Origin of the sequence: Flavobacterium algicola (genome assembly GCF_022399565.1) — a bacterium.
GTDB classification, from domain to species: domain Bacteria; phylum Bacteroidota; class Bacteroidia; order Flavobacteriales; family Flavobacteriaceae; genus Flavobacterium; species Flavobacterium algicola.
Window position 1 is genome coordinate 993168 of sequence record NZ_JAJTUT010000001.1, and the last position, 16740, is coordinate 1009907.

Below are 16740 nucleotides of genomic sequence, written 5' to 3' on the forward strand. Positions count from 1 at the left end.
TTTCTGAATTAATAATCAACTTTATTATTCTTATTAATGTGTTTGTTGCTTTTCAAAAGCAGTAGTTAACGCTTTTTTAATTTTATCTGACGCTAGAAAAAATGCTTTTTCGATAGAGTCTGCATGAGCTGTAACCGCAATAGGTTGCAAACCTGCTGGACGTGCTTCGATTACACATCTTTTGTCATCTGCTCCACCTTTTGCGCTATTTTCGTCTCCTAAATGCACTTCAAAACGTGTTACTTTATCTTCAAAACGAGCTAATGATTTTTCTAACTCAGTAGTAAAATATATTTCTAATCTTTCGTGTCCTTCTATATTTTTGTCGGTATTGAATTGTATTTTCATATGTAAATATTTTTTGATATATCTCAAATTTAGCAATATTATTCTATAAAAAATAGGGAATTAGCAAAAAATTATGACTAAAAAATGCCTTTATAAATGAATTATCAACACAATTAATCCTAAATAGTTTAAAATCTACACTATACAGTTTCTGATTTATTTAATCACTATATATCTTTTGACAAACAAGAGGTTGAACATATGATTTCAAGGATACAATCTAATTATTTAATAGCAGCATTTGAAATACATTAAAAAGATAAATTGAAATAGGTAATTATAAAATTACATCTTTAAGTAAAATTCTGAGGTAAGTTCGATATAATCTTGAGTATAATCATGTCTTGCATGCTCAATAATTAACTCTGTTGTTTCTGGCGTAACGGTATCATTACGACTAAATGCCATTAAACTTCTTTTAATCTCTGTTTGCGCAGTTCCTTTTACGCGAGTAATTTTAAAGGGATACAGTTCGTATTCTTCTGCAATTTCTAAGAACTTATCTTCTTCTGAGAATGGTATAATTACTGCAAAAACTCCTTTCTCTGATAAAAATAAATCAGCAGCTTCAATTAATTCATCAAAAGGCATAGCGTCTTGAAAACGCGCTAAATCTCTTTGCTTGTCATTCGACTTAAAATCTTCGCTGTAAAAAGGCGGATTGGAAACTATCAAATCATATTCGTCCTCTGGTTCATCTACAAATTCATCCAGGCCTGCGTGATAGCAAAATAAACGATCACCCCAAGGCGAACTTTCAAAATTATCTACGGCTTGCTCATAAGCATCCTCATCTATTTCTAGCGCATCTATTTGCCCTGCCGCAGTGCGCTGCGCCAACATTAGACCAACAAGTCCTGTCCCAGCACCAATATCTAAAACAGAAATTGGCTGATGATTTACAGGCGCCCAAGCTCCTAGTAAAACACCATCTGTACCTACTTTCATAGCAGTCTTATCTTGCTTGACAGAAAATTGTTTGAATTGAAACAAAGTGAATTAAATTAAAATTATAGGAATAGAAATATTTATAAATAGAAACTATTTATAAATTAGAATTTATTTGAAATGAAAATTATTCAAGCAGAAAAAATAAATATTAAAGATACATCTCCACCAAACCTTCTGGAAGGTTCATGATGACTTTTTTATTTTCACGATCTACTTTAACCAAGAAATGGTCAATCATCGGAATTAATATTTCAACATTACCATTCAACACCTCAAAAAGTGGTTGAGCAGATGTATCATTGATGGACTGAATTACACCGAAAACACCTAAACGCTGGTCTTCGATTTCAAATCCTACAACTTCATGAAAGTAAAATTTATTGCCAGTAAGTTTTGGCAACATATTAAGAGGAAGAAACAACTCGTTACCCATTATGGCGTCGGCATCTTCTTCATTTTTAACTTCTTCAAAACGAATACGCAAAAAATCGTTTTTATGGATTGAGCTACTTTCAATAAAAAAAGGAATCAAGTGTTTGTTGCATTCAACAAACACTGATTCCAAGTTTTCGTATAACTCAGGTTCGTCCGTGTCTAAATAGGCAAGAACTTCTCCTTTGAAACTAAATTTTTTAGCGATTTTACCCAAATAGAAACAATCTTCTTTACGCATTATCGCTGTGGAATTAAGCTTGAGTTTCTTCGTTAGATTCTTCAGCAGCTGGAGCTTCTTCAGCTTCAACTTCTGCAACTTCTTCTGCAGGCGCAGCAGCAGCGATAGCGTCAGCTTCAGCTTTAGCAGCTGTTGCAATACGTTTTTCGTTTACATCTTGTTCTGCTTTAAAAGCTTTAGCTTTAGCATCAGCTTGCGCTTTTGATAAACCATCTTTCTTAGCATCTACAGTTCCTGTTTTAGATTCTAACCAAGTTGCCAATTTAGCATCAGCTTGTTCTTGTGTTAAAGCACCTTTACGAATACCTCCATCAAGGTGGTGTTTCAATAAAGCTCCTGTGTAAGAAAGAATTGCTCTAGCAGTATCAGTTGGTTGAGCACCATTGTGCAACCATTGAACTGCACTATCTATATTTAAATCGATAGTTGCTGGGTTAGTGTTTGGATTGTAAGTACCGATTTTCTCTAAGTATTTACCATCTCTTTTTGAGCGTGCATCTGCAGCTACAACCCAGTAAAAAGGTTTTCCTTTTTTTCCGTGTCTTTGTAATCTAATTTTTACTGACATAATCGTATGATTAAATTTTGAGGTACTCGACCTCTGTTAATTAAGGGTGCAAAGATATACTTTTTATTTTATAATAACTAACTACTTTTATGAGCTTATTTAATTTTTCAATACTATACTTTTTTGAATTAAATTTACACGATAAATTCTGTTAACAATCTCATTTTGTTTACTTAATACCTTTATCACATGAAAAAAACATTTCTATTTATAATCCTTATTGTCAGCTTTCTTTCTTGCGAGGAAAATGTAAAATTCAACAACCCATCCTTTCAAGCACTTAAAGACAATGTTTTTTGGAGAGCAACAGCTACTACAGCTACAATTAACATTAATAACGGGCTAACAATCACTGCATACACGAGCAATGAACAAGTTGTGTTGCGCACCAGCTCCACAGCAATCAGCAGCTTTACACTAGGACAAGATGACATTACAACAGCCACCTATACCATTACAAATGAAAATAACACAACAACATATAGCACAGGGACAACAATAGGAGACGGTCAAATATCAATTACAGAATACGACATGGCGAATAATACAATAACAGGATCATTTAAGTTTAATGCAGTTAATCAATCTGCTATACCTGGCACAGAGGCAAGCATAAATTTTCAACAAGGTGTTTTTTATAAACTACCAATTACACCTTAAATGTTCATAATGAATTTAATTACAATCACAAAAGACTAAGACCAAGTAGAATAATTGAAAAATATTTGATTAAATAAGCTTATTTATAGTAGATTAGAAAATATTTAAACTACATTTGCTACAATTATTATAAATAAGCACATATGAATATTTTTGTTGGAAGCCTTCCATTCAGTATTGAGGAAGCAGATTTAAGAGAGTCTTTCGAGGCTTACGGAGCAGTTGATTCAGTTAAAATTATCACAGATAAATTTACAGGAAGAAGCAAAGGATTTGGTTTTGTTGAAATGCCAAGTGATGATGATGCTCAAAAAGCAATTGACGAATTGAACGGAGCTACTGTTCAAGGACGTACAATCGTTGTTAACAAATCTGAGCCAAAACCAGAAGGCGAAAGAAGAAGTTTTAACAACAACCGTAGCGGTGGAAGCTATGGTGGTGGAAACCGTGGCGGTGAAAATCGTGGTGGTGGAAACAGAGGAGGATATTAATATTTTTTTCTACAATATACCAAAAAGGGTGTCAATTTTATTGACACCCTTTTTTATTTATATAAAATCGGAAACAGTTAATTTGTAAAAGATCCTTTAGCACCATAATAAGAACCTGCCTTAAGAATATAATATCCCGTGTTTAAATAATTAATATTACTCGCATGGTAATGGTATATTCCGTCAGGAAAATCAGCCGTTGCACCAACATGCCCACCGTAGGTATCCAATTCCGGATAGGTATTATCTTGATCTCTTCTCCCATAAAGCGGGAAACCATCTCTTAAGAAACCTATCAACTTTGCATCATCGGTACTCGTATACTTACCTGTAGTATGATAGTGATAATCTTCTCCGGGCCCCGGATGCGCTCCTGAATAATCAAATGTAGTAATTGTCAAAGCGTCAAGCGCCACATTACCTCCCTCTCTATCATTATAAATTGGCACTCCATTTAGAGCCATTCCAATTGCACCAAGCGTCGTTTCCTCATGACTAGTGGCTTCAGAAGGTCTTGTGGTAATTGTCATAGTATAGTCATGCTCACTCATACTTGTATTAACATTTGCATGGAATCCCTCTGGGAAATCTTCATACAACGCATTGCCCTCGCCCCAGTATGGTGTTTTATGATCTGGTAGTCCATTACTTTTTAAAACAATAGATGAAGCAGTAGTGGCCATTGTTACACCATTAAAATATTTATTCAACACAACAGATGTTATATCTACTGCACCTGTCGCAGCGATATCATCACTGGCTGTGTCTTCCGTTTTACTGCATCCCATTTGGAACAGAATGACCAAACTTATAACTATTTTTACCATAACTTTCTTATCTAAATTTAATATTCTTCTTCCAAAACCTTAATATCTTCAATCAAAGCTTCCATGCTACTTGGATCCAAACTATTGTAAATACCACGAATAATTCTGTTCTTATCAATTAAGACAAAGTTTTCTGTGTGTAAGAATATGGAACTACCTTTATCTTCACCCAAATCTTCTTCAACAAAATAAAATTTTCTCCCTAGGTTATAAATTTCCTCTTTATCGCCAGTAAGCAACTTCCATTTGTTGTATTGAATATTCTTCTTCTTTGCATAAGCAGCCAAAACTGAGATATCATCTTTCTCAGGAGTGACAGAATGAGATATCAAAAGCACATTATCATCTTCCTTAAATGTCTCTTGTATTTTAGACATACTATTGGTCATCTTAGGACAAATTCCCGGACATGTGGTAAAAAAGAAATCAACTACAGAAATTTTACCATCTAATGATTTTTCTGTAAACAATTCACCTTCTTGATCTACAAGGTTAAATGGGCGAATTTTATGAAAAGAATCCGCTTCTGGTTTTTCCCAAATTGGTGTAAAATCAGATGAGTTGTAATAGGGTAACTTTCGCACCTCTTCTTTACACGAAATCACTACCAAAGTCACTACCAGGATTATATAAAATTTTAGTTTCATTTTGACGACAATTTAATTTTTTGATTTTGTAGCGTGTAGCACAAGTTTGATTTTTGCAAACCGTACCTACGCCCTTCTTTCGCTTCATAGTTAATATATGGTTTCCCATTTTCTCGCCATGCGTATTGCATGCCGTGTTCTCTATCATTTTTAAATGCCAAGAAAGAATATCTACCGCCGCTTTCATACCACTGTTTTTGCACTCCTTCTCGTCGATCATTTACATAAATAAAATCAAATTTCTGATTTCCATTTTCCCAGTATCCATAGTGTCTTCCAAATGATCTACCCTCTTTATAATTTCGTGAATTTTTCAATTTACCATTTTGAAAGTATACCAAACTCAAACCTTGCTGTTTACCGTTCAAAAAACTAAAAATACATTTGACCTTTTCGGCACTATACATTTCTTTGAGATAGCCTGAATAAGCTTTTCCTTGCCAATAATAAACTCCATTTCGTAAAGTTACATTCGGGTTGGTCACCAAAAGGGTATCATTGGGGATACCAGCAGTAGAAACAACAAAAGACGAGGGCACAACACCATCGTCTTTTATTTTATTATTACAACTCGTGGTAACAATTGCAATAATCAACACAAAATAATACTTAAAAAGTAAACGTTCCCTTTGTACCATAATAACTTCCTGCTTTTAAAACATAGAAACCTGAACTCATATAATTTACATTTAAACAATGGTAATGGTAGATTCCGTCAGGGTATTCAGCGGTAGCTCCAATATGTCCTCCATTTGTATCTAAGGCAGATGGATAGGTACCATCAGCATCTTTTCTTCCGTAGATTGGAAAACCATCTCTTAACCATCCAATAAGTTTTGCATCATCATCTGATGTAAAATCACCATTAAAATGGTAGTGATACAACCCTCCAGGACCACTATGTGCACCTGCTCTGTCAAAAGATAGAAGAGTTCCAGCGTCAACTTGTACATTTCCACCTTCTCTATCATTATAAATAGCTACTCCGTTCAAAGCCATTCCGATTGGCCCTAGAGAAGTCTCTTCTTTTGACGCAGCTGCAACTGGATTAATTGGAATAGTCATAACAAAAACCTGACTTTCTAAGTTTCCCGGATTTACAGTTTGACCAGTGGTTTGCGCTTCATAAAGGGCATTACCTACTCCCCAATAAGGAGTTACATGGTCTGGCACGCCTGTAGATTTTAATGTTACCGAAGTACCATCACTAGACAAAGTTACAGCCGATTTATATGAAGAACTAAAAATAGTAGGAACCGTAGCTGTCCCTTCTGCATCATCAGTACTTGACGAATCGTCACTGCTGCTGCAGGAATATATTGTAAAAGCTAACGCTACAATACTTATTCCTGATATTATTATTTTTGAACTTTTCATTGCTTTTGGAAATTTAATTAGGTGTTTTGATTTTGTAATTCGAACTGAAAGTATTAATTGTCCTTCTTGCGTTCTGGTTTTGGAGCTTTGTTTAATTCTTTAAGACTTAAAAAACCATCTTTATTGGTATCCACTTTAGCAAAATCATCTTTTAAGGGTCCTTTGATTTCCTTTTTAGATAACTTACCATCTTTATTGGTATCCATCTGCTTTATGAGCTCTGCGGCAGTAGGAGGCTTTTGATTTTCTTGTTTCTCATTTTGTTGTGCAAAAACACTAGAAGCGCCTAAAAATAGAGTTAAACTAAAAACTAATTTCAATAGTACTTTCTTCATAATTATTAATTTGGAGGTTATTATATTATTGACAAAGTTGAGAAAAGAATTAATCTGTTTTTTTTATTTTCAGTGAATCGACTAAAGTTATCTGTGAATGACGTTTTACGCTCGACTAACTGCATCGGCAGATGTTTTACATCTTTACTATACTCAAAATTAAGCATGTAAATAAGTACAACAGCGTTTTGAAATAAAAGATTTTAATTCAATTTTTACCTTACCTTAATAAATTATACTTCTTTTAAACACAAAAAAAAATGAAGCTAAACTAGCTTCATTCTTTATCTTATTATATGCTATAAGAATATTTTTTCCTTACTTTTCTTTTCTTTCAGGTTTTGGAGCTTTCTTTATTTCTGCAAGACTTAAGAATCCATCCTTATCTGTATCAATTTTAGTAAAATCATCTTTCAACGGACCTTTAACTTCGTCCTTCGATAATTTACCATCTTTATCTGCATCCATTTTTTTAATTATCTCCTCAGCAGTAGGTGGCTTTTTACCTCCTTGTTCCTCATTTTGCTGTGCAAAAACACTAGTAGTACCGGCAAATAAAGTTAAACCTAAAACGAATTTCAATATTATTTTTTTCATGATTATAATTTTTTAATTATTACTTACACAAAGTTGAGAAATTATTTGAAGTAGCTATTTTTCTTTCAGTGAATAGGCTATAATTTTCAGTGTATCACGCTTTTTATTTCAAACACAGATAATATAGCTATTAAAAAAAAGTGAAAATTAAATAGACGAATACTTTCTACATTCCCGTTTTATGTCCCAGTTATTTATTTACTACTACTTTAAATAGGCATTAACTGCTGCAGTTCGTGAAGATACATGCGTACTTAATTGGTCTACGGCAGTTTGAAAATCGGCTGTACTGTTCAAAAAAGTATATCCTTTAAGTTCAGTTGTTGCGTAAGGTTTTACAAGAGCTGCATAAGTAGTGTACTTGGCTTTCATTGTAGTTTCGTTAAAAGCATTGTCAATTACTTTTTTTACGTAGCTATCGTATGTTGCCTTATATGTAGCATCATTATATAGATAACCAATTAATGGCCAAGAACTACTAGATAAGCCAGAGAAATTAAGTGGTAAAGACCCAGACATGTTACCCGTTTGTAATGATTCATTATTATCCCAAGGTATCCAAGATAATTTTCCTGTATCTGGATCATTATATAAAAAGTAATTATGCGTCATTCTACCGTAAGTATCCCAGTTCTGAATAACAGTGTTTACGGCTAAATAGTTTAAAAATTTATCTGTATCAAAAACAGCTTCTAAATTTGCTCTCCACACCGCTGCATCTGTTGTTCTATTGGTTGCGTGCAAAACTGTAAATAGATTTTTAATATCTGTAAAGTCCGCATCATCTTCATTTGTTTTTTTATCAAAAACGGTTTCAGAGAAAGTACCATAAGTAAAACTTGCTCCTGTACCGTCTGGCTTATACAGATTACCATCATTGTCTGAAAATTGCGTCTTAATCACTGTATCATCGACTTCTTCGACTAATGTGTATAATCCAAAATAGGTTGGCCCATCACCGTGATCTACATATACAGTATAGAATGCAGCATGTGAACTTTCGACTCCAGAGGCTCTAAAGATATCAGTCGCTACTTTTTCACGTAGCATTGACTTATCATTATAATTATTCTTTAAACTTAACTTTTTAAAACCATAAAAACGTTGATTGTCGATTTGCGGATAATCATCTTCGTACTCATCAAAATCCAGCTTGAAAGACAGCTTCAAATTCCCACTAGACCAGGTAGATTGTAAACTTGAATTCCCTTTGAATCGAACACCCACACGATACCATTCTTTTCCTTTATAAAAGACCTCTGCAGGCACCATTATAGGATCCTCATCAGACTCATATAAACTAGATTTAGAACTACTACCAAAAGTACCGTAGGTAGCAGTCATATCATCAATCATTGTCTGCCAACGTGTTTTTGTAATTACTATATCAATCCTTTTGACACTATTGTCGTCAAAAACTTCTTCAAAATTTGGATCAGCTTTTTTACTGTGAGTCGCTTCAGTCCAATCTGTAATTTCAAATACAGAATCATCAACAACCTCTTGCTCCTCAGCTACTGAAGTATCTTTTGAACAGGATGAAATAAAAAACAACTGAATACCAATTAAAAAAATTAAACTTACCTTTCTCATAATTATAGCTTTTAATTTAATTTGTTAATAGATTACAAATTTGAACAAATTAAAAAAGCATCATAATTCTTTTCAGCGAACACACCAAAGTAATCTGTGAATACCATTATCCAATCAATTAACAGTCCTTTATAACGGGTTAAAAACGTGAGATATAAGAATTGATTCATTTTTATTTTATTTATTTGCAGTATGAATAAAATTAACAGAACGATTTTCCAACTTTTCTTATGGGCCGCCATATGGATAATATTAGGGTTAAGTCAAAAGAACTTCACTCATTTTTTACATGAAAATCTCTTAGCTTACGTATTTCAAGCTGTATTAATAGTCGCCTTGATTTATCAAATTGCACCGCAGTTTTTATTTAAGAAAAAATACCTCTTATTCACTTTACTATCTATAGGAGCATTAGTCGTATCCGCTGTACTTTCCGGAGGGTTAACACCACATCTTGGCGAAGGTATGCGTCCTCGACCAGAAGGAATGAACCTCCCACCCCCACCACGTTTTGGACAGAATAATATGCCTTCTCCCGTTTTAATCAATTTGCTATTATTAAGTGTATCCTATGTATTAGCTATTTTCTTAGAGACATTCTCCTTTGCACAAAAGAAAGAAGAAGCATTAATTTTAATCAAAACAGAGAATATCGAAAATGAATTAAAGTTTTTAAAATCTCAAATTAATCCTCACTTCTTATTTAATTCGCTAAATAATATTTATTCACTATCCATGATAGATTCGAATAAAGCACAGCAGAGTATATTGTATCTTTCAGACATGCTACGTTATGTACTCTATGAATGCGAAAAACCATTGGTACCACTTGAAAAGGAGGTGATGTATATTAAAGATTTTATTCAGTTATATTTACTTAAAAGCAGTAAAAAATACCCGATCGCCACGCAATTTACAATCGAAAACAAAAATTTGCAGATAGCACCCATGTTACTTATTCCTTTTGTGGAGAATGCATTTAAACACAGCAATTTAGAAAACATAGATGAATCGTACTTAAGAATTAAAATTCACTGCACAGACAAAATAGTACATTTTTGTATCGAAAATAGTTTCAGAAAAGGTCCTATTGTACAAGATGTAGTTGGAGGGATTGGTATAAAAAATGTTCAAAAACGATTGGATTTACTATATCCTGAGAAACACACTCTTACTATCTCAGAAATTAATACTACATTTAAAGTAGAATTAAAAATAGACACAAATGCTTAAATGTATTGTAATTGACGACGAAGAACTGGCTCGAAAGCTAATTGAAAGTTATGTGACCAAAATTGACTTTCTTACGCTCGTAGGTACCTATGAAAATCCTCTGGATGCAATTGACATATTAAAGAGTGAGCAAATTGACGTTGTTTTTTTAGACATTCAGATGCCACAAATTAAAGGAACCGACTTCGCAAAGTTGATTCCATCACACACCAAAATCATTTTTACTACTGCTTACTCTGATTATGCAATCGAAGGATTTGAACTCAGCGCCACAGATTATTTGTTAAAACCAATTGGATTTGATCGCTTTCTTACAGCTGTAAAAAAGGTAAAAGTAGATTCTCCAGCGACAGTAGATACTATAACTGTAAAATCAGGTTATGATTTATTTAAATTAAAATTTGATGAAATAACACATATTGAGAGCGATAGCGAATATGCTATTTTTCATACTGCCAATAAAAAAATTATGAGCCTGCAATCTCTTAAATCTTTAGAGAAAACATTGGACCCAAGCATCTTTATTCGTGTACACCGCTCTTATATTGTCAATAAAACTAAGGTTACAGGATTAAAAAGCAGGTACTTACACCTCCAAACTATTCAAATACCCGTAAGTGATAGTTATTTTGATAAAGTCAAAGCTGATTTATTTGGTTAATTCCTATAATAATTAAATACAAGAATGAATATAATTTATCATCGAAATAAGTAAATCGATCTTACAGCTAGATCGTTTAATCCATTACCTCACTTATTTTAAGACAGAATTTGCTCCACCTTTTGGGTATTATTACAGTTTTTAGCATACTTTTGAAATTCATCGGTCATAGAAATGGAAAAACTACAAGAGATCCTAAAAAAGGAGAAATATAAAAAGATAAAATTTAAAATAATCAAAACGCAACATTTGTTAATTAAAGCCAAGATTAATGGACTAAAAGGTAATTTTATATTAGATACAGGAGCGTCTAACAGTTGCATTGGTTTTGAAACTATTGCCCTCTTTCAAATAGATGCAAAAGAGTCGAAAACCAAAGCGTCGGGTGCTGGCGCGACAGGTATGATGACACAGACATCGAGCCAAACCAAAATTCAGCTCGGAACTTGGAAAACCAAAGTAGACTTAGTTATCTTCGATCTATCACATGTAAATGAAGCTTTGATACAGTACAAATCAAAACCAGTTCATGGAATCATAGGCGCTGATATATTACTAGAAGGCAAAGCAATTATAGATTATTATAATCACTATTTGTATTTGCAATAGGTAAGCTTATATGTCATTTAAATAGTGAAAGTCTAAATGAGAAGCCATTACTGCAAAGTAAATAGCAAAGGTGAGCAAACTATAAAAAGAGCTACTAAACAAAAAACCCAAATTCTATTATTAGAATTTGGGTTTTTTTATAGATTGAAATTATAATATATTACAATTCAAAAGCTCTTTTAGGATTATTGTCCAAAAGTAATTCCATTGGGTTTTCTAGAGCTTCTTTAACAGCCACTAAGAAACCAACAGATTCTTTTCCGTCAATGATTCTGTGGTCATAAGAAAGCGCCACGTACATCATTGGGTGAATTTCAACTTTACCATTTACAGCAATAGGACGCTCAATAATGTTGTGCATTCCTAGGATACCTGATTGAGGAGGGTTGATAATTGGAGTAGACAACATAGAACCAAATACACCACCATTTGTGATAGTAAATGTCCCACCAGTCATATCGTCAACAGTAATTTGACCGTCACGTGCTTTGATAGCCAATCTTTTGATTTCAGCTTCAACACCACGGAACGTTAAATTCTCAGCGTTACGTACTACAGGAACCATTAAACCTTTTGGTCCTGATACTGCAATAGAGATATCTGCAAAATCAAAAGCAATTTTATGATCTCCATCCATCATAGAGTTAACATCTGGATATAATTGTAATGCTCTCGTTACTGCTTTTGTGAAGAAAGACATATAACCTAGACCAACACCACCATGTTTCGCTTTGAAAGTATCTTTGTACTCATTACGGATGTTGTTAATCGGAGTCATGTTTACTTCGTTGAAAGTAGTTAACATGGCAGTTTCATTCTTGGCTGCTACCAAACGCTCTGCTACTTTACGACGTAACATAGATAATTTAGTACGCTCTTGTCCACGGCTTCCACCTGTTGGAGTTCCCATTGATGGTACTGCATTTACTGCATCATCTTTGGTTATTCTTCCTGCTTTTCCAGTTCCTGATACGGCTGAAGGAGCAATGTTTTTCTCATCTAATATTTTCTTAGCTGCTGGTGATGGAGTACCTGAAGCATAAGTTGCTACTGGTGCTGCCGGAGCCGCAACTGGTGCTGGTGCAGGAGCTGCTTTTGGTGCTTCTGCTGCTGGAGCAGCTGCTGCTGGAGCAGCTGCTGCTGCACCTTCTGGTTTTGCTGCTGCAGTATCGATAAGACAAACTACCGCCCCAACTGCTACTGCGTCACCTTCTTCTGCTTTAAGGGTAATGATACCACTTGCTTCTGCTGGTAATTCTAAAGTAGCTTTATCTGAATCTACTTCTGCAATTGCTTGATCTTTTTCAACATAGTCACCATCTTGTACTAACCAAGTAGCGATTTCAACTTCTTTTATAGATTCCCCTGGTGATGGAACTTTCATTTCTAAAATCATGTCCTAATATTTTAAATTATGAATTTTAATTTTCTTTTAATTATAAATCTTTATTATTTGCAATTGGCCCTAGCCCTGATGGTAGCGGCATCCTTTTTCTTTTTTTTAAAGAAAAAGATACAGCGGACAGCAGGAAATAGCTCCTAATCTCTATCTAAATAACGTTTTGTCAAATACCATTTTGATAGCATCTGCATGACGACGTTTTGCTCTAGTGTAACTTCCTGATGCTGGCGCAGAATATTCTTTTAATGAAGCTAATCTCCATTTTACCAAATCAAAGTTCATCAACATATAAGCATAAGCTCCCATGTTTCTAGGCTCTTCTTGTGCCCAAACATAATCTTCTACGTTTGGATATAGAGCAATAATTTCTTTTAATTGTTCTACCGGTAAAGGAAATAATTGTTCGATACGTACAAACGCAATATCAGTACGCCCGTTTAATTCTCTTTCGGCAGTTAAATCATAATAGAATTTACCTGTACAGAAAACTAGAGATTTTACATCTTCTTTATTAACTGTGTTATCGTCGATTGTTTCTTGGAAACTTCCAGAGGTAAAATCTTCAATTGGAGATGTACATCTTGGATCACGTAATAAACTTTTTGGTGTAAATACCACAAGAGGTTTACGGAAAGTAGTTTTCATTTGTCTTCTCAACAAGTGAAAGAAGTTTGCTGGAGTTGTACAATCTGCTACGTACATATTGTGACGTGCACATAATTGCAAGTAACGCTCCATACGTGCTGAAGAGTGCTCTGCACCTTGGCCTTCATACCCGTGTGGTAACAACAATACGATTCCGTTTTGTGTATTCCATTTATCTTCTCCACAAGAGATGTACTGGTCAATCATAATTTGAGCTCCATTTGAGAAATCCCCAAATTGTGCTTCCCAAATTGTCAAAGTTTTTGGATTTGCTAATGCGTACCCGTAATCAAAACCTAAAACTCCGTACTCTGATAAAAATGAATTGTAGATATGAAACTTTCCTTTAGCATTTGCTAAATTTCTGATCAAAGTTACTTTTTCTTCAGAATCTTCAACCTTTACAACAGCGTGACGGTGTGAGAAAGTACCACGCTCAACATCTTGTCCCGAAATACGAACGCTAAATCCTTCTTGAAGCAGGGAACCGTAAGCTAAATGCTCAGCCATACCCCAGTCTAGTTTATTAGTATCGAAAAACATTGTTTTTCTATCGTTAATCAACTTTTGGATTTTGCTAATAAATTTCTTGTCTGATGGTAAATTACAAACTGCGTCTGCTACTTCAGTCAAACCTTCTTTAGTAAAGCTTGTGTCTACTTTTGCAAACATTCCTTCTGTAGAAACTTGCTCAAAACCTTCCCATTCATTACGCATAAATGGAGTGATCACTGTTAATTCTTTTTTACGAGAAGCTTCTAAATTTTGATCTAAGTCATCTTTGTATTCTTTCTCTATTGTTTTTACCAAATTAGCGTCGATAACACCTTCTGATAATAACTTTTCAGCATAGATTTCTCGAGGATTGCTATGTTTAGCAATAATTTTATATAATAATGGTTGCGTAAAACGCGGCTCATCACCTTCGTTATGACCATATTTTCTATATCCCAATAAATCGATAAATACGTCACGACCAAATTGCATTCTAAAATCTAATGCGAATTGCATAGCATGTACTACAGACTCTGCATCATCAGCATTTACATGCAGTACAGGAGACAAAGTTACTTTTGCAACATCTGTACAATATGTAGAAGAACGTGCATCTAAGTAATTTGTAGTAAACCCTACTTGGTTATTGATTACAATATGGATTGTTCCTCCTGTTTTATAACCTTCTAATTGCGCCATTTGAATGATCTCATAAAGGATACCTTGTCCTGCAATTGCAGCATCACCGTGAACGGCGATTGGTAACACTTTAGAAAAATCATCTTCAAAGTATTTATCTTGTTTTGCTCGTGTAATCCCTTCAATTACGGCACCTACTGTCTCAAGGTGTGAAGGATTTGGAGCCAAATTGATATTAATGTGTTTACCCGAACGAGTAATTTTATCAGCTGTAACACCTAAATGGTATTTAACGTCACCATCAAAATATTCTTGATCATAATCTTTACCGTCAAATTCCCCAAAAATATCTTGAGTCGATTTTCCGAAAATATTAGCAAGAACGTTCAAACGACCACGGTGCGCCATTCCCATTACAAACTGCTCTACTCCTTGTTCTGCTGCTCTTTCGATCAAAGCATCCAAAGCTGGAATGATAGTTTCTCCTCCTTCTAGTGAAAAACGTTTTTGACCAACATATTTTGTATGCAAGAAGTTCTCAAAAGAAACTGCTTGATTCAATTTACTCAAAATTCTTTTCTTCTCATCTGAGTTGAAAGTAGGTTGGTTCTCGTTTATACTCAATTTTGTTTGAATCCAATCAACAATTTCCGGCTTACGGATGTACATGTACTCAACACCAATGTGTTGGCAATACACTTTTGTCAAATGGTCAATGATTTGAGATAAAGTAGAAGGTTGTAAACCTAATAATTTTGCTGCATCAAAAACAGAATTTAAATCAGAAGATGAAAGTCCAAAAGTCTCTAGGTCTAATGTAGGAGTAAATGATCTACGTTCGCGCACAGGATTTGTTTTGGTAAACAAATGTCCTCTTGAGCGGTACCCTTCGATTAATTTTAAAACTCTAAATTCTTTTTGAAGTTGTTCTGAGATCTTGCTCGCATCAACAGATGGTGATGAAACAGAAGTTGCTGGTGCACTATATTGAACTGGATTTTCCTCATTATATGTTTCCATTCCAAAGTCGAAACCTTGAAAGAAACTTCTCCAGCTAGGTTCTACGCTATCTGGGTTTTCTAAATATTGATCGTATAATTGCGCGAAAAATTCGGTATGTGCTGCGTTTAAAAATGAAAACCTATCCATAATGTTAGTGAATATACTTTTTGTTAAATAGTTCCGCAAAAATACAATAATCAATTATAACTGAATCCTTTTTTTAAGTACTTTTACATATAGATTTGTTAAAAAAAACTATAATTCCATGAAAAAAACGCATCGTTCAAGCTTTTTAGAAGTTTATTTAATTTTGGTAACGCTTTTTGTTAGTCTTTCGATGAGTGCGCAATTCCAAAATAACAGTAATTCTACCTCAAGTGACTTTTGGAATAAAGTACAATTTGGGGGAGGTCTAGGCCTAAGTTTAGGCTCTGGATATACAGACATTTCGGTTTCACCATCTGCTATTTACAACGTAAATCAATATTTTGCTGTAGGATTAGGCGTTCAATATACCTATGCTAAACTTAAAAATTCGTATAGCTCTAACCTCTATGGTGGAAGTGTAATTACCTTATTCAATCCGCTACCAGAAATACAACTTTCGGCAGAATTAGAACAATTGAGAGTGAATGTTTCAGGCGTATCTCCAAATGCCTTTAAAGACAATTTTTGGAATACAGGTTTATTTCTGGGAGCAGGTTATGGTAGTAATAATGCTACTGTAGGTATTCGATACAACGTTTTGTATAAAGAGAGTAGCTTGGCTTACAATACCGCTTTTATGCCTTTTGTTAGGTTCTATTTCTAATAATTACAATCGATAATTCTAAATTTTTCTAGAATGTAAATGTTGCAATTTTCAAGAACAAAATGGCATCTATAATTTGGCGCTATATCACTTTTCATTTTAATTGAAATCATTTTTTTTCATTTAAAACAGTACAGCAGTGAATATGATTGTAATTACCCTTCAATAATAGTATC

At 34.1% G+C, this 16740-nt stretch carries 19 protein-coding genes; 6 read left to right on the top strand and 13 right to left on the bottom strand.

Annotation, left to right across the window (positions count from 1 at the left end; genetic code table 11):
• Positions 1 to 33 precede the first annotated feature (33 nt).
• The 4 genes from LXH21_RS04290 to LXH21_RS04305 all read right to left on the bottom strand — a co-directional run bounded on the left by LXH21_RS04290 (position 34) and on the right by LXH21_RS04305 (position 2540).
• Positions 34 to 348: an HPF/RaiA family ribosome-associated protein gene (locus tag LXH21_RS04290; protein ID WP_239862979.1), complete on the bottom strand. Its 315-nt coding sequence runs from the start codon at positions 346 to 348 to the stop codon at positions 34 to 36.
• A 285-nt stretch (positions 349 to 633) separates the two neighbouring features.
• Positions 634 to 1341: a tRNA1(Val) (adenine(37)-N6)-methyltransferase gene (locus tag LXH21_RS04295; RefSeq protein WP_239862980.1), complete on the bottom strand. Its 708-nt coding sequence runs from the start codon at positions 1339 to 1341 to the stop codon at positions 634 to 636.
• A 106-nt stretch (positions 1342 to 1447) separates the two neighbouring features.
• Complete coding sequence (rimM, locus tag LXH21_RS04300; protein WP_239862981.1) at positions 1448 to 1972, bottom strand: ribosome maturation factor RimM; 525 nt, start codon at positions 1970 to 1972, stop codon at positions 1448 to 1450.
• 13 nt (positions 1973 to 1985) lie between these two features.
• On the bottom strand, positions 1986 to 2540 hold the full coding sequence (locus tag LXH21_RS04305; RefSeq protein ID WP_239862982.1) for a 30S ribosomal protein S16: 555 nt from the start codon (positions 2538 to 2540) through the stop codon (positions 1986 to 1988).
• A gap of 189 nt (positions 2541 to 2729) precedes the next feature.
• Here LXH21_RS04305 and LXH21_RS04310 point away from each other — a divergent pair, with 189 nt between their 5' ends.
• Together LXH21_RS04310 and LXH21_RS04315 are read left to right on the top strand one after the other, a co-directional pair.
• Positions 2730 to 3200: a DUF6252 family protein gene (locus tag LXH21_RS04310; protein WP_239862983.1), complete on the top strand. Its 471-nt coding sequence runs from the start codon at positions 2730 to 2732 to the stop codon at positions 3198 to 3200.
• 143 nt (positions 3201 to 3343) lie between these two features.
• Positions 3344 to 3691: an RNA recognition motif domain-containing protein gene (locus LXH21_RS04315; RefSeq protein WP_239862984.1), complete on the top strand. Its 348-nt coding sequence runs from the start codon at positions 3344 to 3346 to the stop codon at positions 3689 to 3691.
• A 77-nt stretch (positions 3692 to 3768) separates the two neighbouring features.
• Here LXH21_RS04315 and LXH21_RS04320 read toward each other — a convergent pair whose 3' ends face one another.
• The 7 genes from LXH21_RS04320 to LXH21_RS04350 all read right to left on the bottom strand — a co-directional run bounded on the left by LXH21_RS04320 (position 3769) and on the right by LXH21_RS04350 (position 9067).
• Complete coding sequence (locus LXH21_RS04320) at positions 3769 to 4518, bottom strand: YHYH protein (RefSeq protein ID WP_239862985.1); 750 nt, start codon at positions 4516 to 4518, stop codon at positions 3769 to 3771.
• 17 nt (positions 4519 to 4535) lie between these two features.
• A complete protein-coding gene (locus LXH21_RS04325) occupies positions 4536 to 5165 on the bottom strand; it encodes an SCO family protein (RefSeq protein ID WP_239862987.1) in 630 nt (209 codons plus the stop codon).
• Complete coding sequence (locus LXH21_RS04330) at positions 5162 to 5803, bottom strand: toxin-antitoxin system YwqK family antitoxin (RefSeq protein ID WP_239862988.1); 642 nt, start codon at positions 5801 to 5803, stop codon at positions 5162 to 5164. Before LXH21_RS04330 ends, LXH21_RS04325 begins: the two co-directional genes overlap by 4 nt.
• Positions 5775 to 6542, bottom strand: a complete 768-nt coding sequence (locus tag LXH21_RS04335; protein WP_239862990.1) for a YHYH protein — start codon at positions 6540 to 6542, stop codon at positions 5775 to 5777. The genes LXH21_RS04330 and LXH21_RS04335 overlap by 29 nt, the downstream gene beginning before the upstream one ends.
• 53 nt (positions 6543 to 6595) lie before the next feature.
• A complete protein-coding gene (locus LXH21_RS04340) occupies positions 6596 to 6877 on the bottom strand; it encodes an EF-hand domain-containing protein (protein ID WP_239862992.1) in 282 nt (93 codons plus the stop codon).
• Between the two features lie 318 nt (positions 6878 to 7195).
• Complete coding sequence (locus LXH21_RS04345) at positions 7196 to 7474, bottom strand: EF-hand domain-containing protein (RefSeq protein ID WP_239862993.1); 279 nt, start codon at positions 7472 to 7474, stop codon at positions 7196 to 7198.
• A 204-nt stretch (positions 7475 to 7678) separates the two neighbouring features.
• The gene (locus tag LXH21_RS04350; protein WP_239862996.1) at positions 7679 to 9067 is read right to left on the bottom strand and encodes a CotH kinase family protein; all 1389 of its coding nucleotides are present in this window, start codon (positions 9065 to 9067) and stop codon (positions 7679 to 7681) included.
• A gap of 192 nt (positions 9068 to 9259) precedes the next feature.
• Between LXH21_RS04350 and LXH21_RS04355 the strand changes: the two genes are divergently transcribed.
• From LXH21_RS04355 to LXH21_RS04365, 3 genes are all read left to right on the top strand, one after another.
• On the top strand, positions 9260 to 10300 hold the full coding sequence (locus LXH21_RS04355; protein ID WP_239862997.1) for a sensor histidine kinase: 1041 nt from the start codon (positions 9260 to 9262) through the stop codon (positions 10298 to 10300).
• Positions 10293 to 10961, top strand: coding sequence for a LytR/AlgR family response regulator transcription factor (locus LXH21_RS04360; protein WP_239862998.1), 669 nt, complete (start codon positions 10293 to 10295; stop codon positions 10959 to 10961). The genes LXH21_RS04355 and LXH21_RS04360 overlap by 8 nt, the downstream gene beginning before the upstream one ends.
• 174 nt (positions 10962 to 11135) lie before the next feature.
• On the top strand, positions 11136 to 11570 hold the full coding sequence (locus tag LXH21_RS04365) for a retropepsin-like aspartic protease (RefSeq protein WP_239862999.1): 435 nt from the start codon (positions 11136 to 11138) through the stop codon (positions 11568 to 11570).
• A gap of 160 nt (positions 11571 to 11730) precedes the next feature.
• On the opposite strand, the gene odhB is transcribed toward LXH21_RS04365, so the two are convergent.
• Positions 11731 to 12966 (bottom strand): 2-oxoglutarate dehydrogenase complex dihydrolipoyllysine-residue succinyltransferase, encoded by a 1236-nt coding sequence (odhB, locus tag LXH21_RS04370; RefSeq protein WP_239863000.1) that lies wholly within the window; start codon positions 12964 to 12966, stop codon positions 11731 to 11733.
• A gap of 150 nt (positions 12967 to 13116) precedes the next feature.
• Positions 13117 to 15900, bottom strand: coding sequence for a 2-oxoglutarate dehydrogenase E1 component (locus tag LXH21_RS04375; RefSeq protein ID WP_239863002.1), 2784 nt, complete (start codon positions 15898 to 15900; stop codon positions 13117 to 13119).
• A 118-nt stretch (positions 15901 to 16018) separates the two neighbouring features.
• Between LXH21_RS04375 and LXH21_RS04380 the strand changes: the two genes are divergently transcribed.
• Positions 16019 to 16564, top strand: a complete 546-nt coding sequence (locus tag LXH21_RS04380; protein WP_394799565.1) for a hypothetical protein — start codon at positions 16019 to 16021, stop codon at positions 16562 to 16564.
• Positions 16565 to 16740 lie beyond the last annotated feature (176 nt).